This is a genomic window from Desulfovibrio sp. JC010, from assembly GCF_010470675.1.
GTDB lineage: Bacteria > Desulfobacterota > Desulfovibrionia > Desulfovibrionales > Desulfovibrionaceae > Maridesulfovibrio.
In genome coordinates this window covers 1-15,740 of sequence record NZ_VOIQ01000006.1, presented here as the reverse complement: position 1 = coordinate 15,740, position 15,740 = coordinate 1, and the positions used below count along the sequence as shown (strand labels likewise).

At 52.4% G+C, this 15,740-nt stretch carries 18 protein-coding genes; 1 reads left to right on the top strand and 17 read right to left on the bottom strand.

What is annotated here, in order from left to right:
• Positions 1-58 precede the first annotated feature (58 nt).
• The 13 genes from ribE to FMR86_RS07990 form a co-directional block, all read right to left on the bottom strand.
• Positions 59-529 (bottom strand): 6,7-dimethyl-8-ribityllumazine synthase, encoded by a 471-nt coding sequence (gene ribE, locus FMR86_RS08050; RefSeq protein ID WP_163350586.1) that lies wholly within the window; start codon positions 527-529, stop codon positions 59-61.
• A gap of 15 nt (positions 530-544) precedes the next feature.
• On the bottom strand, positions 545-1,762 hold the full coding sequence (locus tag FMR86_RS08045) for a bifunctional 3,4-dihydroxy-2-butanone-4-phosphate synthase/GTP cyclohydrolase II (RefSeq protein WP_163350585.1): 1,218 nt from the start codon (positions 1,760-1,762) through the stop codon (positions 545-547).
• A gap of 243 nt (positions 1,763-2,005) precedes the next feature.
• Positions 2,006-2,662, bottom strand: coding sequence for a riboflavin synthase (locus FMR86_RS08040; RefSeq protein WP_163350584.1), 657 nt, complete (start codon positions 2,660-2,662; stop codon positions 2,006-2,008).
• 1 nt (position 2,663) lies between these two features.
• Positions 2,664-3,806: a bifunctional diaminohydroxyphosphoribosylaminopyrimidine deaminase/5-amino-6-(5-phosphoribosylamino)uracil reductase RibD gene (gene ribD / locus FMR86_RS08035; protein ID WP_306770949.1), complete on the bottom strand. Its 1,143-nt coding sequence runs from the start codon at positions 3,804-3,806 to the stop codon at positions 2,664-2,666.
• On the bottom strand, positions 3,781-4,236 hold the full coding sequence (locus FMR86_RS08030) for a cytidine/deoxycytidylate deaminase family protein (protein WP_163350583.1): 456 nt from the start codon (positions 4,234-4,236) through the stop codon (positions 3,781-3,783). The genes ribD and FMR86_RS08030 overlap by 26 nt, the downstream gene beginning before the upstream one ends.
• Positions 4,237-4,433: 197 nt before the next feature.
• Positions 4,434-5,672 (bottom strand): serine hydroxymethyltransferase, encoded by a 1,239-nt coding sequence (glyA, locus tag FMR86_RS08025; RefSeq protein WP_163350582.1) that lies wholly within the window; start codon positions 5,670-5,672, stop codon positions 4,434-4,436.
• A gap of 70 nt (positions 5,673-5,742) precedes the next feature.
• Positions 5,743-6,981, bottom strand: a complete 1,239-nt coding sequence (fabF, locus tag FMR86_RS08020) for a beta-ketoacyl-ACP synthase II (protein WP_163350581.1) — start codon at positions 6,979-6,981, stop codon at positions 5,743-5,745.
• A gap of 118 nt (positions 6,982-7,099) precedes the next feature.
• Complete coding sequence (locus FMR86_RS08015; protein ID WP_163291710.1) at positions 7,100-7,330, bottom strand: acyl carrier protein; 231 nt, start codon at positions 7,328-7,330, stop codon at positions 7,100-7,102.
• A 35-nt stretch (positions 7,331-7,365) separates the two neighbouring features.
• Positions 7,366-8,109, bottom strand: coding sequence for a 3-oxoacyl-[acyl-carrier-protein] reductase (gene fabG, locus FMR86_RS08010; RefSeq protein WP_163350580.1), 744 nt, complete (start codon positions 8,107-8,109; stop codon positions 7,366-7,368).
• Positions 8,110-8,296: 187 nt separating this feature from the next.
• Positions 8,297-9,283: a beta-ketoacyl-ACP synthase III gene (locus FMR86_RS08005; RefSeq protein WP_163350579.1), complete on the bottom strand. Its 987-nt coding sequence runs from the start codon at positions 9,281-9,283 to the stop codon at positions 8,297-8,299.
• Positions 9,284-9,374: 91 nt separating this feature from the next.
• Complete coding sequence (plsX, locus tag FMR86_RS08000; protein WP_163350578.1) at positions 9,375-10,400, bottom strand: phosphate acyltransferase PlsX; 1,026 nt, start codon at positions 10,398-10,400, stop codon at positions 9,375-9,377.
• Complete coding sequence (gene rpmF / locus FMR86_RS07995) at positions 10,393-10,572, bottom strand: 50S ribosomal protein L32 (RefSeq protein WP_015850548.1); 180 nt, start codon at positions 10,570-10,572, stop codon at positions 10,393-10,395. The genes plsX and rpmF overlap by 8 nt, the downstream gene beginning before the upstream one ends.
• Before the next feature lie 51 nt (positions 10,573-10,623).
• Positions 10,624-11,142 (bottom strand): DUF177 domain-containing protein, encoded by a 519-nt coding sequence (locus tag FMR86_RS07990; RefSeq protein ID WP_163350577.1) that lies wholly within the window; start codon positions 11,140-11,142, stop codon positions 10,624-10,626.
• 182 nt (positions 11,143-11,324) lie between these two features.
• Between FMR86_RS07990 and rpmB the strand changes: the two genes are divergently transcribed.
• On the top strand, positions 11,325-11,537 hold the full coding sequence (gene rpmB / locus FMR86_RS07985; RefSeq protein ID WP_163350576.1) for a 50S ribosomal protein L28: 213 nt from the start codon (positions 11,325-11,327) through the stop codon (positions 11,535-11,537).
• An 82-nt stretch (positions 11,538-11,619) separates the two neighbouring features.
• On the opposite strand, the gene FMR86_RS07980 is transcribed toward rpmB, so the two are convergent.
• The 4 genes from FMR86_RS07980 to FMR86_RS07965 all read right to left on the bottom strand — a co-directional run bounded on the left by FMR86_RS07980 (position 11,620) and on the right by FMR86_RS07965 (position 15,573).
• On the bottom strand, positions 11,620-11,982 hold the full coding sequence (locus FMR86_RS07980; RefSeq protein WP_163350575.1) for an STAS/SEC14 domain-containing protein: 363 nt from the start codon (positions 11,980-11,982) through the stop codon (positions 11,620-11,622).
• 126 nt (positions 11,983-12,108) lie between these two features.
• Entirely contained in the window at positions 12,109-14,037 is a 1,929-nt protein-coding gene (locus FMR86_RS07975; RefSeq protein ID WP_163350574.1) for a TRAP transporter permease, read from the bottom strand.
• Between the two features lie 125 nt (positions 14,038-14,162).
• On the bottom strand, positions 14,163-15,152 hold the full coding sequence (locus FMR86_RS07970) for a TAXI family TRAP transporter solute-binding subunit (protein WP_163350573.1): 990 nt from the start codon (positions 15,150-15,152) through the stop codon (positions 14,163-14,165).
• Between the two features lie 244 nt (positions 15,153-15,396).
• Complete coding sequence (locus tag FMR86_RS07965) at positions 15,397-15,573, bottom strand: hypothetical protein (RefSeq protein ID WP_203544822.1); 177 nt, start codon at positions 15,571-15,573, stop codon at positions 15,397-15,399.
• Positions 15,574-15,740 lie beyond the last annotated feature (167 nt).

Genomic DNA, 15,740 nt, shown 5'->3' with positions numbered 1-15,740 from the left:
TTATGTTCAGCAATCAGGGCTGTTTCCGGGGAAGCAGTCCTTAATTTACAAGCTTCAGTTAAATCATTTCCAGAACGCGGACAGTTTCCAGCATAGCGGAAGCTGCTTCCACGCCCTTGTTGCCTGCTTTGGATCCGGCACGTTCAACTGCCTGATCAATGGTGTCGCAGGTCAGCAGACCGAAACCGATGGGCAGGTCGTTGTCCATGCTTACCTGAGCCACGCCTTTTGCGCACTCGTTGCAGACATAGTCGAAATGGGGAGTCGCGCCGCGGATAACAGCACCGAGAACCACGATGCCGTCATATTTGCCGGATTCAGCGAGCTTCTTGGTTACCACAGGAATTTCAAAAGCACCGGGTACTTTGATCAGGGTCATGTTTTCTTTGTCGCAGCCGTGGCGGTGGAGGTAATCCACTGCGCCGCCGACCAGTCTGTCAACGATGATGTCGTTGAAACGTCCGGCTACGAGTGCGATTTTCAGACCCTTGGAATCGAGCTGACCTTCAATGGTTTTGATATGAGGCATGGTGCTTCTCCCTTTTTATTTTTTATCTTCAAGGTGGTCCAGCATGTGGCCCATCTTGTCTTTTTTGGTTTTCAGGTAATCCAGATTCATTTCGCAGGCATCCATTTCAATGGCTACACGCTCGGTGACTTCCAGACCGTAACCTTCGAGACCGACAATTTTTTTGGGGTTGTTGGTCATGAGTTTCATCTTGGTGATGCCGAGCTGGACCAGAATCTGTGCTCCGGTGCCGTATTCGCGCAGGTCGGGAGCGAAGCCGAGCTTTTCGTTGGCTTCAACAGTGTCGCAGCCGAGGTCCTGCAGGTGGTAGGCCTTGATTTTGTTGCCGAGGCCGATGCCACGGCCTTCCTGACGCATGTAGAGCAGCACGCCTTTGCCTTCGTTGCGGATGGTGCACATGGCTGCTGCAAGCTGGTCGCCGCAATCGCAACGCTGGGAGCCGAAAACATCTCCGGTCAGACATTCGGAATGAACGCGGACCAGAACGGGTTCGCCGGGCTTGATATCACCCATGGTCAGGGCGATGTGGGTGCGGTTGTCTTCGCTGGAATGGAAAGCGGAAGCCTTGAAGTCACCCCAGCGGGTGGGCAGCTCTGCGTCTGCTTCGCGGGTAACAGTGTGGCTGCCGAACTTCATGCGGTATTTGATCAGGTCTTCGGTGGAGCAGATTTTGAGATCATGCTCTTTGGCGTATACCTTGAGATCGGGAAGGCGGGCCATGGTGCCGTCGTCCTTCATAATTTCGCAGATTACGCCTGCGGGTTTCATGCCTGCGAGGCGGGCGAGGTCAACGCTGCCTTCTGTCTGTCCGGCACGGACCAGAACGCCGCCGTCTTTGGCGCGCAGGGGAAAGATGTGGCCGGGGGTGACGATGTCTTCAGGCTCTACGCCGTCTTTCACCGCAGTCAGGATGGTGGTGGCGCGGTCGGCAGCGGAAATACCGGTGGTAACGCCTTCACGCGCTTCAATGGAAACAGTGAAGTTGGTGCCGAACTGGGAGCCGTTGGATTGGGCCATGAGCGGCAGCTTCAGGTGGTCGATCATTTCACCGGACATGGCGAGGCAGATAAGCCCTCTGCCGTGAGTAGCCATGAAGTTGATGATTTCAGGGGTTACTGATTCTGCGGCGCAGACCAGATCACCTTCGTTTTCACGGTCTTCATCATCAACCATGATGACCATTTTACCTTCGCGGAGGTCCTCAATTGCTTCTTCAATAGTGCAGAAAGGCATATTCGTTATCCTCATGCTCCGACATGCGGAGGGTTATTTAAAAAAAACGCTGTCTGTTTAAACAAACAGGTCTGTCTTCATACATCAAAATGCACAAAGGGTGAAATATGTTTTTAATCTGTGTTATTCCAAAGTGTTACGTTTGAAATGTTGTCAATTCAGCTAAGCGAAGCGGCGAAGCCTGCTAAAAAAGTTTGGGATTCTTAAACCCTTTTCAAAGGGTTTAAGCCGCCGGAGGCATTCTTAAAATCCATTCTCTCTCAGAAAGTCCATTGTAAGCTTGCTGGCAGGCTTGTCATCAGACTTTTGGCTGGTCCACGGCGCGACCATGCGTTCCACGTACTTGCCGATGACGTCAGTCTCGATGTTCACTGCGTATCCCGGAGTCCACTGGGAGATGGTGGTTTCTTCCTGGGTCTCGGGAATGATGTTCACCTCAAGGTAATCCGCGCCGCAATCGTTGACCGTCAGGCTGATGCCGTCCAGCGCAACAGAGCCTTTGGGAACAACGTACCTGCCGTGATCCTTTGGAAATTTGATGCGGTAGATTCTGGATTCGCCAGCGGGACGTACGGATTCCACAGAGCCGAGACAATCCACATGGCCGGAAACAATGTGCCCGCCCAGACGGTCACCCATGGCCAGCGCGCGTTCGTAGTTGATCATTGAACCGCGCTTAAGGTTGCCGAGGTTGGTCACCGACATGGATTCCTTACTGGCGTAGCAGGTGAACCAGCTGTCGCTGTAAGTCTCAACAGTGAGGCAGACCCCGTTGATGGCGATGGATTCGCCTTTCTCGTAATCCTTGATTTTCGGCGCACTGACTTTGAAGCGGGTTTCATTGCCCCGGTTCTCGGCATTTTCAATGCGTCCTTTTCCCTGAATCAGTCCGGTGAACATGCTATTGTCCTTCGGGTTTGAAAACTATTTTTAAATCGCGTCCGCTCTGTTCCACGCGGCTTACGCGTAAATCCATGGCTTCGCTGATGAGTACATTGGCGGAACCTGCGAAATTCGGCCTGCCCTGTGTATTTCCCAGAATGCGCGGGGCCTGATACATGACGAATTCATCAACCAACCCTTGCTCCGCCAAGGAGCAGGCCAGTTTGCCGCCGCCCTCGCAAAGGGTGCGCAAAATGCCGTGCTTTTCACGCAGCATTTTGAAGCCGTCTTCAAATATAAGACCTTTTTCATTACTGGGAAGGGGGTAAACCTCAATTCCCTTGTTTTTAAGTTCCGTGGCGGTTTTTGTAGCGGCCTGTTCCGCACTGGTACAGAAAATTGTTTCTTTGGCGCGCGCAGTGGTCAGGGTGTAAGCATCATGATTCTGCGGCAGGTTGTTGGTCACCACCACCGCCTTGGGCTGGCTGAATCCATCGGGCAGGGACCTGAGTCTGCAATTAAGGCTTGGGTTATCTTCGCGCAGGGTGTTGCCGCCCACGATCACCGCTCCGACCATGGAGCGCAAAAGCTGCACATCCTGAAAAGATTCCGGGCAGGAAACCGCTTCCTGCTCTCCGGTGGCCCCGGCGATTTTGCCGTCAATGGTGCAGGCCAGTTTCAGGATTGAGTAAGCCCGGTCCTTGAAAGTCCAGCACAGGAAATCGGAAATCAGGTCTTTGCATTGTTCTTCCAGCATTCCCTGATCTACCTTCACGCCCTTGGATTCGAGGTATTCGATGCCTCCGGCTGCCTTGGGATTGGGGTCGCGGGTGCCGACCACAATGTGCGGGATTCCCGCTTCAATGATCCCTTCGGTGCAGGGCGGGGTCTTGCCGTGGTGGTTGCAGGGTTCCAAAGTCACGAACATTGTGCATTTGCTCATGTCCACGCCTTTGGCTTTAGCATCGGCAATACATTCCCGTTCCGCATGCAGGCCGCCGCAGAACTTATGGTAGCCTTCAGCTACAATCTGACCGTCACGGACCATTACCGCGCCCACTGTGGGGTTCGGTGCGGTGCGGCTTCGGCCCTGCATGGCAAGTTCCACGGCGCGGGCCATGAAACCTTTTTCGGGGCTAATTGTCGAATTGAAGAAGTGCAAATTCAACTCCGGCTTCTTTGAGCATCTGTTCGGAGAGTTCGTCCGGGTAGCTGTCGGAATAGTAAATGGCACTGACACCCGCATTGATCAGCATTTTTGTGCAGATCAAACAGGGCTGGGTGGTGCAGTAGATCTGCGCGCCTTTCATGGAGACACCGTGGGTTGCGCACTGGATGATCACGTTCTGCTCGGCGTGCAGGCCGCGGCAGAGTTCGTGGCGTTCACCGGAAGGTACTCCCATTTTTTCACGGATGCAGCCCACGTCCATGCAGTGAGCGGTTCCGGAAGGCGGGCCGTTGTAACCGCTGGCGAGGATGCGTTTGTCCAGCACTGCCACAGCACCGACCTTGCGGCGGGTGCAGGTGGAACGTTCCGCAACAAGGTGTGCGATGTTCATGAAATAGTCCGGCCAAGGCATTCTGTTGTCCATGGAAATACTCCCTGCTTTGAAGCTGAGAAAACGGACCTGAATATTCAGGCCCGTTTTTATTGGTTCTGTTGCGCTTCGCGCTTTTAAGAATGAAAGAGTTGCCTCCGGCGGCTTAAACCCTTTTTGAAAAAAGGGTTTAAGAATCCCAAAAACTTTTATCGGGGCTTCGCCGTTTCGTATGGCAAATCTTGCAAACTCTAGTATGCGAAGAGCGGGTAGTCTTTTGCGAACTCGGCAACTTCCTTGCTGATTTCCTTCAGCTTGGTGTCGTTACCGATGGAGTCGATGGCGGCGTTGATCCAGCCTGCGACTTTTACCATTTCTTCTTCTTTCATTCCGCGGGTGGTCAGTGCCGGGGTACCGATACGTACGCCGGAGGTAACGAACGGGGAACGGGTTTCGAAGGGGATGGTGTTTTTGTTGACGGTGATACCTGCTTCATCAAGGGCATGTTCGGCGTCTTTACCGGTGATGTCCTTGTTGGTCAGGTCCAGCATCATCAGGTGGTTGTCAGTACCGCCGGAAACGAGGTCGAAGCCAGCGTCCATGAGGTTTTTGGCCAGAGCCTGCGCGTTGGCAACAACCTGCTTCTGGTATTCTACATAAGAGGGGGAGAGTGCTTCACCGAAAGCAACCGCTTTAGCAGCGATTACGTGCATGAGCGGGCCGCCCTGAATACCGGGGAAAATGTTGGAGTTCAATACTTTTGCGTTTTCCTCAGTAGAGAGGATCATACCGCCGCGGGGACCGCGCAGGGTCTTGTGGGTGGTGGTAGTGGTGTAATGCGCGTGCTCAATGCATGAAGGGTGTACGCCTGCTGCGATGAGACCCGCGATGTGAGCCATGTCTACCATCAGAACCGCACCAACTTCGTCAGCGATCTGGCGGAAGCGGGCGAAGTCGATTACGCGGGGGTATGCGGAAGCACCGGCAATGATCATCTTGGGTTTGCACTCTTTGGCAATCTCAAGGACATTGTCGTAGTTGATGGTCTTGGTTTCGGGATCAACACCGTAGAATTTGATGTCGAAGAGCTTACCGGAGAAGTTGACCGGGGAGCCGTGGGTCAGGTGGCCGCCGTGGGAAAGGTCCATGCCGAGCACGGTGTCGCCGGGCTTGAGAGCCGCGAAGTAGACAGCCATGTTGGCCTGTGAACCGGAGTGGGGCTGTACGTTAACGTATTCACAGCCGAAAATTTCTTTTGCACGGTCACGGGCGAGGTCTTCTGCGAGGTCAACGTATTCACAACCGCCGTAGTAACGCTTGCCGGGGTAACCTTCTGCGTACTTGTGGGTCATTACACTGCCCATGGCCTGACGGACCGCTGTGGAGGTGAAGTTCTCCGAAGCGATGAGTTCAAGCTTGGTCATCTGGCGGGTTACTTCCTGTCCAATGGCTGCCGCTACTGCCGGGTCTTTCATCATAAGTTCTTCCATGACAAGCTCCTGTTAAAATTTATTATTTGTTGCGGGGTAGCATGCTACCCCGCAACAAATATATTAATTCTTATTCTTCAAACTTCTTAAACAGCATACAGCCGTTGGTTCCGCCGAAGCCGAACGAGTTGCTCAGTGCGTAGTTGGCCTGCTGCTCGCGTTTACCGTCTTTGACGTAATCGAGATCGCATTCAGGGTCAGCTTCGATCTGGTTGGCGGTACCGGGGATGATTCCGGTTGCGAGGGTTTTAACAGCGAAAGCTGCTTCAACCCCGCCCGCACCGCCGAGAAGGTGGCCGATCTGGGACTTGTTCGCGCTGATGGCAATATTTTTTGCGTGGTCACCGAAAACCATCTTGATGGCTTTGGTTTCGCAGGAGTCGTTCAGTTTGGTGGAGGTTCCGTGGGCGTTGATGTGGTCGATCTCGGAAGGATCGATCTTTGCTTCACGGATCGCTGCTCTCATGGCCCGGGCCATGCCTGCGCCGTCTTCCGGCGGTGCGGTCATGTGATAGGCATCTGAAGAAGCACCGAAGCCCACAACTTCCGCAAGAATCTCAGCACCGCGTTTCTGGGCGTGCTCAAGGGATTCCAGCAGCAGCAGACCTGCGCCTTCGCCCATGACAAAGCCGTCACGTCCGGCATCAAAGGGACGGGAAGCGGTTGCGGGATCATCATTGCGGGTGGAGAGGGCCTTCATGGCGGTGAATCCGGCAAAACCCAGCGGGGTGATGGTGGATTCGGCACCACCGCAGATCATTACATCGGCGCGGCCAAGCATGATATCGGTGTAAGCCTGCCCAATGGCGTGGGTTCCGGATGCGCATGCAGTACACATACACAGGTTGGGACCCTGAGCTTCGGCAAAGATGGAGACCTGTCCGGCTGCCATGTTGCCGATAATGATCGGAATGAAGAAAGGTGTGATTTTTTTAGGACCGGATTTTTCCAGTTTGGCGTGCTGCTTTTCGATGGTCTCAAGACCACCGAGGCCTACACCGATAACAACTCCGGCACGTTCGCGCTCATCCCCTTCAAGCTTGAGCCCGGTAGACTCCATGAGCATCTGGTTGGCTGCCACAGCGAACTGGGTGAACCTTTCCATGCGCTTGGCCTGTTTGTGGGGGATGAATTCTTTGGCGTCAAAATCTTTGACTTCACCTGCGATGCGGGCGGTGAATTCGCTGGCATCAAAGGCGGTAACTTCAGCAATACCGGACTTGCCTGCAAGCAGGTTTTCCCAGCTGGTATCGATATCGTTACCGAGGGGGGTGATGGCGGAAACGCCTGTTACTACTACCCTGTTCATATATTTAAACCTGTAAAATATGTTGGGGTTAATTACTGGCGGATAAACAAAAGGAGCGCCTTACGCCCGAGAGGAGCAGGTAAGGCGCTCTTTTTAAAAACCCTTGTAAGCAATCAGACTACTGCTTGCTTTCTACGAATGCGACAGCATCCTTGACTTTGAGGATCTTCTGAGCTTCTTCGTCTTCGATTTCAACGTCGAACTCTTCTTCCATAGCCATGATGAGTTCGGTAAGGTCGAGAGAGTCGGCACCGAGATCTTCAACAAAGGAAGCTTCGTCTTTAATTTCGTCTTCGGATACGCCAAGCTGGTCTACGATAATTGCTTTTACTTTTTCAGCTGCGGACATAGTCCCCTCCAAATCATTATTTTAGTGTTTCTTGATTACATGTACATCCCGCCGTTCACAGCGAGAGTCTGGCCTGTGATATAACCGGATTCCTCCTTGGCAAGGAAAGAAACCGCATTTGCTATATCATCGGATGTGCCGAGTTTTTTCAGCGGTATGTTATCCATCATCTGCGCCATGACTTTTTCAGGCAGTTCTGCGGTCATGTCGGTCTGGATGAATCCCGGGGTAACGGCATTCACAGTGACACCGCGCGGAGCAAGCTCGATGGCGCTGGCCTTGGTCAGCCCGATGAGGCCGGCCTTGGCCGATACGTAGTTGGCCTGTCCGGCATTACCGGCCTGACCCACTACAGAGGAAATGTTGATGATCCGTCCGAAACGCTGCTTCATCATGATCTTGGCAGATTCACGCAGGCAGGTGAAAGCTCCGGTCAGGTTGATGTCCAGAACTTTATCCCAGTCTTCGTCTTTCATGCGCACGAGCAGGCCGTCGCGGGTGATTCCGGCGTTGTTTACCAGAACATCCAGTTTGACCTTGCCCTTGATCTCTTCCTTGAAGAAAGCACTTACAGCATCACGGTCAGATGAATCAAGTTTGAATGAGCGGGCCTTGCCGCCTGCAGCTTCAATTTCAGCGCAGACTTTGTCGGCTCCGTCGGGTCGGCTTACGTAGGTAATGATAACTTCAAAGCCGTCTTTGGCAAGCCTCTTGGCGCAGGCTTCTCCGATTCCTCTGGAACCACCCGTTACAAGGGCGGTACTTGGCAGTTCACTCATTTAGTTCCCTCTATGTTGAATTAATCCAGTCCTGCGTCTCATAGCCTAAAGCGGCTGTGACTGCAAATTTAATCTAAATTAATTTGTTTAAACATACATGTGCGTTTGCACACTGTTGTTTTTCCCTTTTATACAGCGGTGTTGTTAATATTGTGTGAAAAAAAGCAGAATATTATAAAACAGCACCTTAGAACTGGATCAGTGAAGATCCCCAGGTCAATCCGCCGCCGAAGGTGGCCAGAAGGACCAGATCGCCGTCCTTGATGAAGCCGGATTCGCGTGCGTCGGCAAGTGCAATGGGGATGGATGCGGCAGAAGTGTTGCCGTATTTATCCACATTGGCAAAAACCTTTTCACGGGGTACGCCGAGCTTCTTGCCCACAGCCTCGATGATGCGCATGTTTGCCTGATGGGGCAGCAGCACATCTATATCATCAGTAGTGAATCCCTGTTTCTCAAGGATTTCATTGGAGATGGAGGTCATGGAACGGACTGCGTGTTTGTAAATTTCACGTCCCTGCATTTCCACAAAGTTTTCAACGCCCACGGTATCACCCATCTTGTAGGGATATGCCGAGCCTGCGCCTTTGATGGTCAGGTTCATGCCCGGACCGCCGTTGGCGCGAACCAGGGTGTCGATTACTTTGCCAGGTTCGCCGTCTTTTCCGGCAGTCATAACTGCCGCTCCCGCGCCGTCTCCGAAGAGAACACAGGTGGAACGGTCTTCCCAGTTCACACGGCTGGTGACTACTTCAGCACCGCAGACCAGAATTTTAGCAGTGGGATCGAGATTGATGAGTGCCCGGGCCACCTCTACAGCGTAGACAAAACCGGAGCAGGCCGCGGAAAGGTCCATGGCTGCCCTGTCTTTAATGCCCAGCCGCTCCATGAGCAGGCAGGATGTAGTGGGTACAGGCATATCGCCGGTGAAGGTGGCGATGATTACGTGGGTGAGTTCTTCCGCTTCCATGCCTGCGGCCTTGAGGGCTTTTACGGACGCCTCATAAGCAAGGTCCAGACATGTTTCGTTTTCAACAACGTGGCGCTGTTTGATTCCGGTGCGGGTGGTTATCCACTCGTCGTTTGTGTCGACGATTTTTTCAAGATCAGTATTAGTGTATAGCCGTTCAGGGACATGGAAACCAAGGCCCCTGATGTGCGAGAAAGTACTCATTACACCATTCCTGTTTTAGGATGGAAAGAGAGCTGATAATCCGGGGATGCTTCCACTGTTCAAGATTGAACCGCAGAAAATCCGCACTGGACTAGAAGTCGCGTGCGGTGATTTCCTTGTGCGCGGCCAGTCCTTCTTTCAGGTGGGCGACAGCATCGTTTTTGACAAAAGTGGCAGCCATTTCAATGGCTTTTTCCACTGCCCGGGAATCTGCTTTACCGTGGCAGACAAGGACAATTCCTTTCAGTCCGAGAACCGGAGCTCCGCCGTACTCGGATTTATCTAACAGTCTGCGGAATCTTTTGAAAGCTTTGATTGCAAGCATGGCTCCCAGCTTGGAGACGATGTCGCGCTTAAGCTCACCTTTCAGCAGGCTGCCGAAGCTTGTTGCCAGCCCCTCGGCCAGCTTGAGTGCCACGTTGCCCACAAAACCGTCACAAACGGCAATATCAACATCCCCGGTAAAAATATCCCGTCCTTCGATGTTGCCCACGAAATTCAGGGAAGAATTTTTGAGCATGTCGTAGGTGGTTTTTACCAGTGAGTTGCCTTTGCCTTCCTCTTCACCGATGGTCAAAAGACCGATGCGCGGGGATTCATATCCCAGCACGTCACGGGCCAGCACGTCGGCCATGAGGCCGAACTGGAAGAGGTGTTCGGGCTTGGAATCCACATTGGCACCTACATCAAGCAGGACCATGGGTTTCTTTTCCGTAGGCAGAATCCCGGCCATACCCGGACGCAGGACACCCTTGATCCGGCCGATGGTGAACATGCCGCAGGCGACAGTAGCCCCTGAGTTACCGGCACTGACGACACCGTCGGCCTTACCCTCCTTGACCAGTCTGCATGCGACCTGAATTGATGAGTCCTTCTTCTTGCGCATGGCGTCGGCAGGTTTGTCTTCCATAGTGACAACCTGAGAAGCGTGGACAATATCAATAGCACATGATCCGGTATCAAGCTTTTCAAGCTCGGACCGGATCATGTGCTCATCACCTACCAGCGTAATCGGGAGTCCCGTTTTAGCGGCGTTAACCGCTGCCGGAACAACAACCGAAAGACCGTAGTCGCCGCCCATGGCGTCTACGGCAATGCGGGGTATTATGCTAGGCATCTTCGGAATTGATTACCTGACGACCTTTATAGGAACCGCAAGAAGAGCAGGCTCTGTGAGGGATGATGGGTTCACCGCACTCGCAGTATACTACGTTGGGGGTTGCTACGTGGTCGTGGGAACGACGCATGTTTCTGCGGGATTTGGAAGTTTTCTTTTTCGGCTGTGCCATGACTAAGTCTCCTAAAGAGTTTTTTTTAAACCGATCCGTACGGACCGGAATCTAGTTCTTTATCTTAAGATTGCGGAAAACCGCAAGCCTTGGATCGCCCTCATCCTGCTCGCATTCGCAGCCGCCCTTGTTCAGGTCGGCTCCGCACTTGGCGCAAAGTCCCTCGCAAGTTTCCTTGCACAGGGGCTTAATGGGCAGTGCCATTACGAAATGCTCCCAGAGGAGGGCACCGATGTCGATTTTGAGTCCTTCTTTGGTCTTTACAACGGGTGATTCTTCATCATCCCCGTCTTCTGCGACCTGTTCGTACTCTTCGAATTCGGTGGAAATATTGTGCTTGTAGTCTGCCGTGCATCTGTCGCATGCAATTGAAACGGAACCTTTGGTTCCGCCTCTGACAAGGCATCCTTTATCCTGAGGAAGGACATAGACTTCAGAGACCAGCGCATCGCCGGGTTTGACGTCAACTTTATATTGTTTACATGCTGCGGCCCAGAAATTCTGGTCCTCGAAAACAAAGTTTTGTCCCTCTTCGGGGATGTCGTTTAATGTAATCCAGAGTTCAGACATATTTTTCCTCGCGGAAGGGTTTCCTATATGAGTTTTTTTTCTTCTGTCAAGGAAAAAGAGCTTGCTTTTTCCGTAGCGAGCGTTTAAATGATACCTCTTTTGTTCGGGCAGAGCAATTTCCCTTGCGGGATTTCGCGCTTTCCGGCAATCTAAAAAAGTGACTACCATTAAGGAGGTACAATATGTCCCAGGTATGCGATATATGCGGTAAAGGTCCTCAGACTGGCAATAACGTTTCCCATGCTCACAACAAGACTAAGAGACGTTTCATGCCCAACCTGCAGAAGGTCCGCACTCAGCTTCCCAGCGGTGAAGTAAAAAGCATCAAAGCTTGTACTCGCTGCATCCGCTCCGGCGCTGTTGTTAAGCCCGTTGCAAACAAAAAAGTAAGCTAGTTCTTATTTTTATTTTTCGCACGACTTGTCGTGTAAAAAGCCCCGGTCATATTTAATATGGCTGGGGCTTTTTCCGTCTAATTTATTCAGTGACCCAGTTAAGAGCTTCAACAAGCTCTTCTGCCGGATAGGTTTTCACCTCGCCCTGCATGAACTTTCCTGCCACTTTTGTTCCCCATTCAACCCAGTCCGGACCGCCGACTACTGCCAGCTTGTCAAAGTCATTGCGGTGGGCGAATCCGAAGCTGGCATCTTCCCACATGGCTTTAAGTTCCCAGCCTTCAAAGTTTTCATCCATATAAAGCAGGCAACTGCATTTGTTGTGTTTTTCAATGGCTTCCCGCAGCGCAGGAATCCAGACTTCGGTGTAGTCGTCACCGGAGAGTTTGCCTGTTGCCTGAACTGCCAGCATGGGACCGCTGCTTTCTTTCATGATTGTGATCATTGCTGTGCTCCTTGTAAAATTGTGTGCAGAAAAGAATAAATTATATTTAACATGGCAACAGAAAAAAGGGAAAGTTTCAGAGTATGAAATTTCCCCTTGAATTTGATTTTATTATTTTGTCTGAGATCAGATTGCTTCAAAAGCCTGTTTCCTGAACACCGACCGCTCTCGCAGCATCATTACAACCAGCAGCACCGCACCTGCAGCATGGAGCCGCATATCGGGCCAGAGCAGCAGGGTGGCTGTGCCCATGTAGAGTGCGCGTTGCATGAGGTTCAGCCTGTAGGTGTTAAAGCCCTCAAAGAATACCGCGAAGCAGAACAGCCCGGCAGTGGCGGTGACCACGGTCTCGGCGACCTGCCAGAGCGGCCCTTCGAAAAGGATCGGGGTATAGCAGAAAAGCAGGGGAATGATGTACAGCCCCTTGGCGATTTTCCATGATTCAAAGCCCGTCTCCAGCGGTTTGGACCCTGATATGCCCGAAGCACTGTAGGCCGCAAGGCAGACCGGAGGGGTTACGTTGGCGTCCTGAGAGTACCAGAAAATGAGCATATGGGCTGCGATAAGGCTTGTACCGAGCATTTGCATGGCCGGGGCAGCCAGAACCGCCAGAACGATGTAGGAGGCGGTTACAGGCAGTCCCATGCCAAGTACGAGGGACGCTATGGCAACCATGACAATGGTCAGCATCAGGCTGTTGCCGGCGATCATGGTGATGAGCATGGAGAACTTGATGCCCATGCCGACCATGAGCACTACGCCGACCACAATGCCGGAACAGAGCAGGATGACCCCGGTGGTGACCATATTCTGGCCGCCGGAAGCAAGGGCATCGAGGATGTCACGTCCGGACATGCGGGTTCTGGGATTGAGCCAGCTGGAAACAACGATAGCTGCTATTCCGCCGCAGGCCGCAAAGGTCGGGGTGAATCCGTACATGAGCAGGCCCATGAGCGCGCCGATGGGTATGAAGAAGTTCCAGCCCTCTTTCATTACATCACTGATGCGCGGGATGTCTTCTTCGGGAATGGGCTTGATGCCAAGCTTTTTGGCCCGCAGATGGACGAAAAAGGCCACGCTGACAAAATACATGATCGCCGGGATGAGGGCCACGCCCACAATGGTCAGGTAGGGAATCTGGGTCCACTGGCTCATGATGAACGCACCCGCGCCCATAATGGGCGGCATGAGCTGTCCTCCGGTGGATGCCGCAGCCTCAACTCCCCCGGCAAATTTGCTGGGGAATCCGGTTTTTTTCATCATGGGGATGGTAATGGAGCCTGTTCCCACAGTGTTTGCCACCGCGCTGCCGGAAACCGATCCCATGAAACCGGAAGCAAAAACAGCCATCTTGGCCGGACCGCCGATAGTGCGTCCCATGGATGCCATGGCCAGCTTGATGATGAATTCCCCGGCTCCTGATTTGATCAGGAAAGAGGCAAAGAGTACGAACAAAAATACAAAAGTACTCGAGATCGTCGCAATGGTTCCGAAGATGCCGTCCGGGGCAAAGTACATGCGGTAAAGCATGCGCTGCACGGTCACACCCGGAAAATGCCAGAGTCCGTCCAGATATTGTCCGCCGCCCAGTCCGTAGAACAGAAAGATCGCCGCCAGACAGGGAATGAGCAGCCCGGTGGTTCGCCGGGTGATCTCCATCAAAAGTACAATGGCCAGCCCGGCGGCAATGAGGTCGGCCATGATCGGCACTTCATTGCGCATATGCAGGGCGTCTTCGAAGAAGACCAGATAAAGTCCCGTAGCAAACGATAAAATCGCAAGAAAATAGTCAACGGGCAGGGTCTCGCGGGCATGTCGTTTGAGCATCGGATATTGGATGAACCCGATAAAGAGCATGAATGAGTAATGGACAGCATTGCGCTGGATTTCCGGCATGATGCCGATGGTGTTTACCCAGAGATGGAAAAGGGAACAGATTATGCCCGTGGCATATAAAAGAGTGGCGGTTTTCCCTTCGATTACGCGTTTAATCGCAAGGGTTTCCCCGCCCGAATCTTTTTTAACTGTCGGCTTTGGGGAAGTCGTGTCAGTCATGTAAAATCCTTGAAAGAAAATTGAATAAAATACACAGCGAAGCTTATTGAAAAAGTTTGGGATCCTTAAACCCTTTTCAAAGGGTTTGAGGCCCCCGGCAGGGCCGCCGGAGGCCTTTAGAATACTTATTTTATAACACCGACTTCGCGGTAGAATTTCTCGGCACCGGGATGCAGGGGCGCGGGCAGTCCTGCGGTTGCACGCTCCAGCGACATGGCCTTGGTGGCCTTGTGGATGTTGTTCAGGAAGGGCAGGTTTTCGTAAATGGTCTTGGTGATTTTGTAGACCACCTCGTCAGGCAGATCAGCACGGCAGGCCAGAAAGTTGGGCTGCGCAATGGTGCGGATATCTTTATCCTGAGAAGGATAGGTCTTTGCAGGGATCACATAACGGCTCCAGATGGGGTAGGCTTTCTGGATTTCAGCAAGCTGCGCGTCGGTGAATTCAAGCACGGTCACATCGTCGGAACCGAGCTGGGCATAGAGCTGGGTGATAGCTGCTGCGGGAGGTCCGGCGGGAATGTTGGCCCCGGCAATGCGGCCGTCCATCATGGCCTGTGCAGAAGGGGTGTAGCCGAGGAACTCAAGCACGAGATCTTTATTTACATCCACGCCCATGATTTCCAGCAGGGTGCGTCCGGAACCTTCGGTGCCGCTGCCGCGCTTACCGATGGAAAATTTTTTGTCCAGACCTTTGAGGTCGGAGATGTCGCCTTTTTTCACGTATTTATTAAGCAGGGGGAAGTGTTCAACGTTTTCCCAGAGCATGGTTATGGAACGGAAATCTTTGAATGCTTTACCCTTGTAAGGTCCTTCACCTTTGTAAGCATTGAGGCCGAACAGGGCCTGCAGGATGGCGAGATCGGCTTCCTTGTTTTTGAGCATCTGCACGTTTTCACCGGATCCGGCGGAGTTGATGGCAGTGGCGGTGATTTTGTCGGCCTTGGCGAGCTTGATGCTGACCAGTGTCCCGATGGCAACGCCTACAGGATAGTAGGTTCCGCCGGTGGTGGCGGTGGCGATGATCAGGTTCTTGTCACTGGCCTGTGAAGGTGCGGCTGTAAAGGTAAGACAGAGCAGACAGGTAAGTACGAGGCACGAGAATTTTTTGAACATTCTTCCTCCGATTTTTGGGTGTTAATCTGACAGATTTGTAATGTGTAGATCAATGGATTGTGAAAGAGGTATAGTATAGAATGCGTAAAAAATCCAGAATGACTAATGTTTTCGTTTTACAATTGTAATCCTGATTGGTTTTAAGGAATAAAGAATATGATGCTGTGTGTGTTCTGTAATCGGTAATACATAAATGTATGCTCTGATAAAACCGTATTCTGTTTCGTAGTTTACTTAATTGTTATTAACACAGCCCGGCAGCATATCCGTCAGAGCGAGGATCGCACCCTGCGCAGAGAGTCCCTTTGTCCGGGTCGCGGACTATTATCTGTCCCCGTCCGAAAAGAGTGCGCTTGTATCCTCCGCGTATTTCCAGATCGTGCCCCATGGCGAAGAGCTTTTCCACAGTCTCGCCGGGCAATCCTTCCTCAAGACATACCTTGCCTAGTACGTCTTGATTGACGTTGTTTAACCAATTAAACAGTTGTAATTTTGCATGGCAGACCGATTTTGCCTTGGTTTTTTAAGACCGTGCCGGAGCTTGGGTCGTCATGCTTTGTTCTTCTAACCCGAACCGTTGCTTGGGAT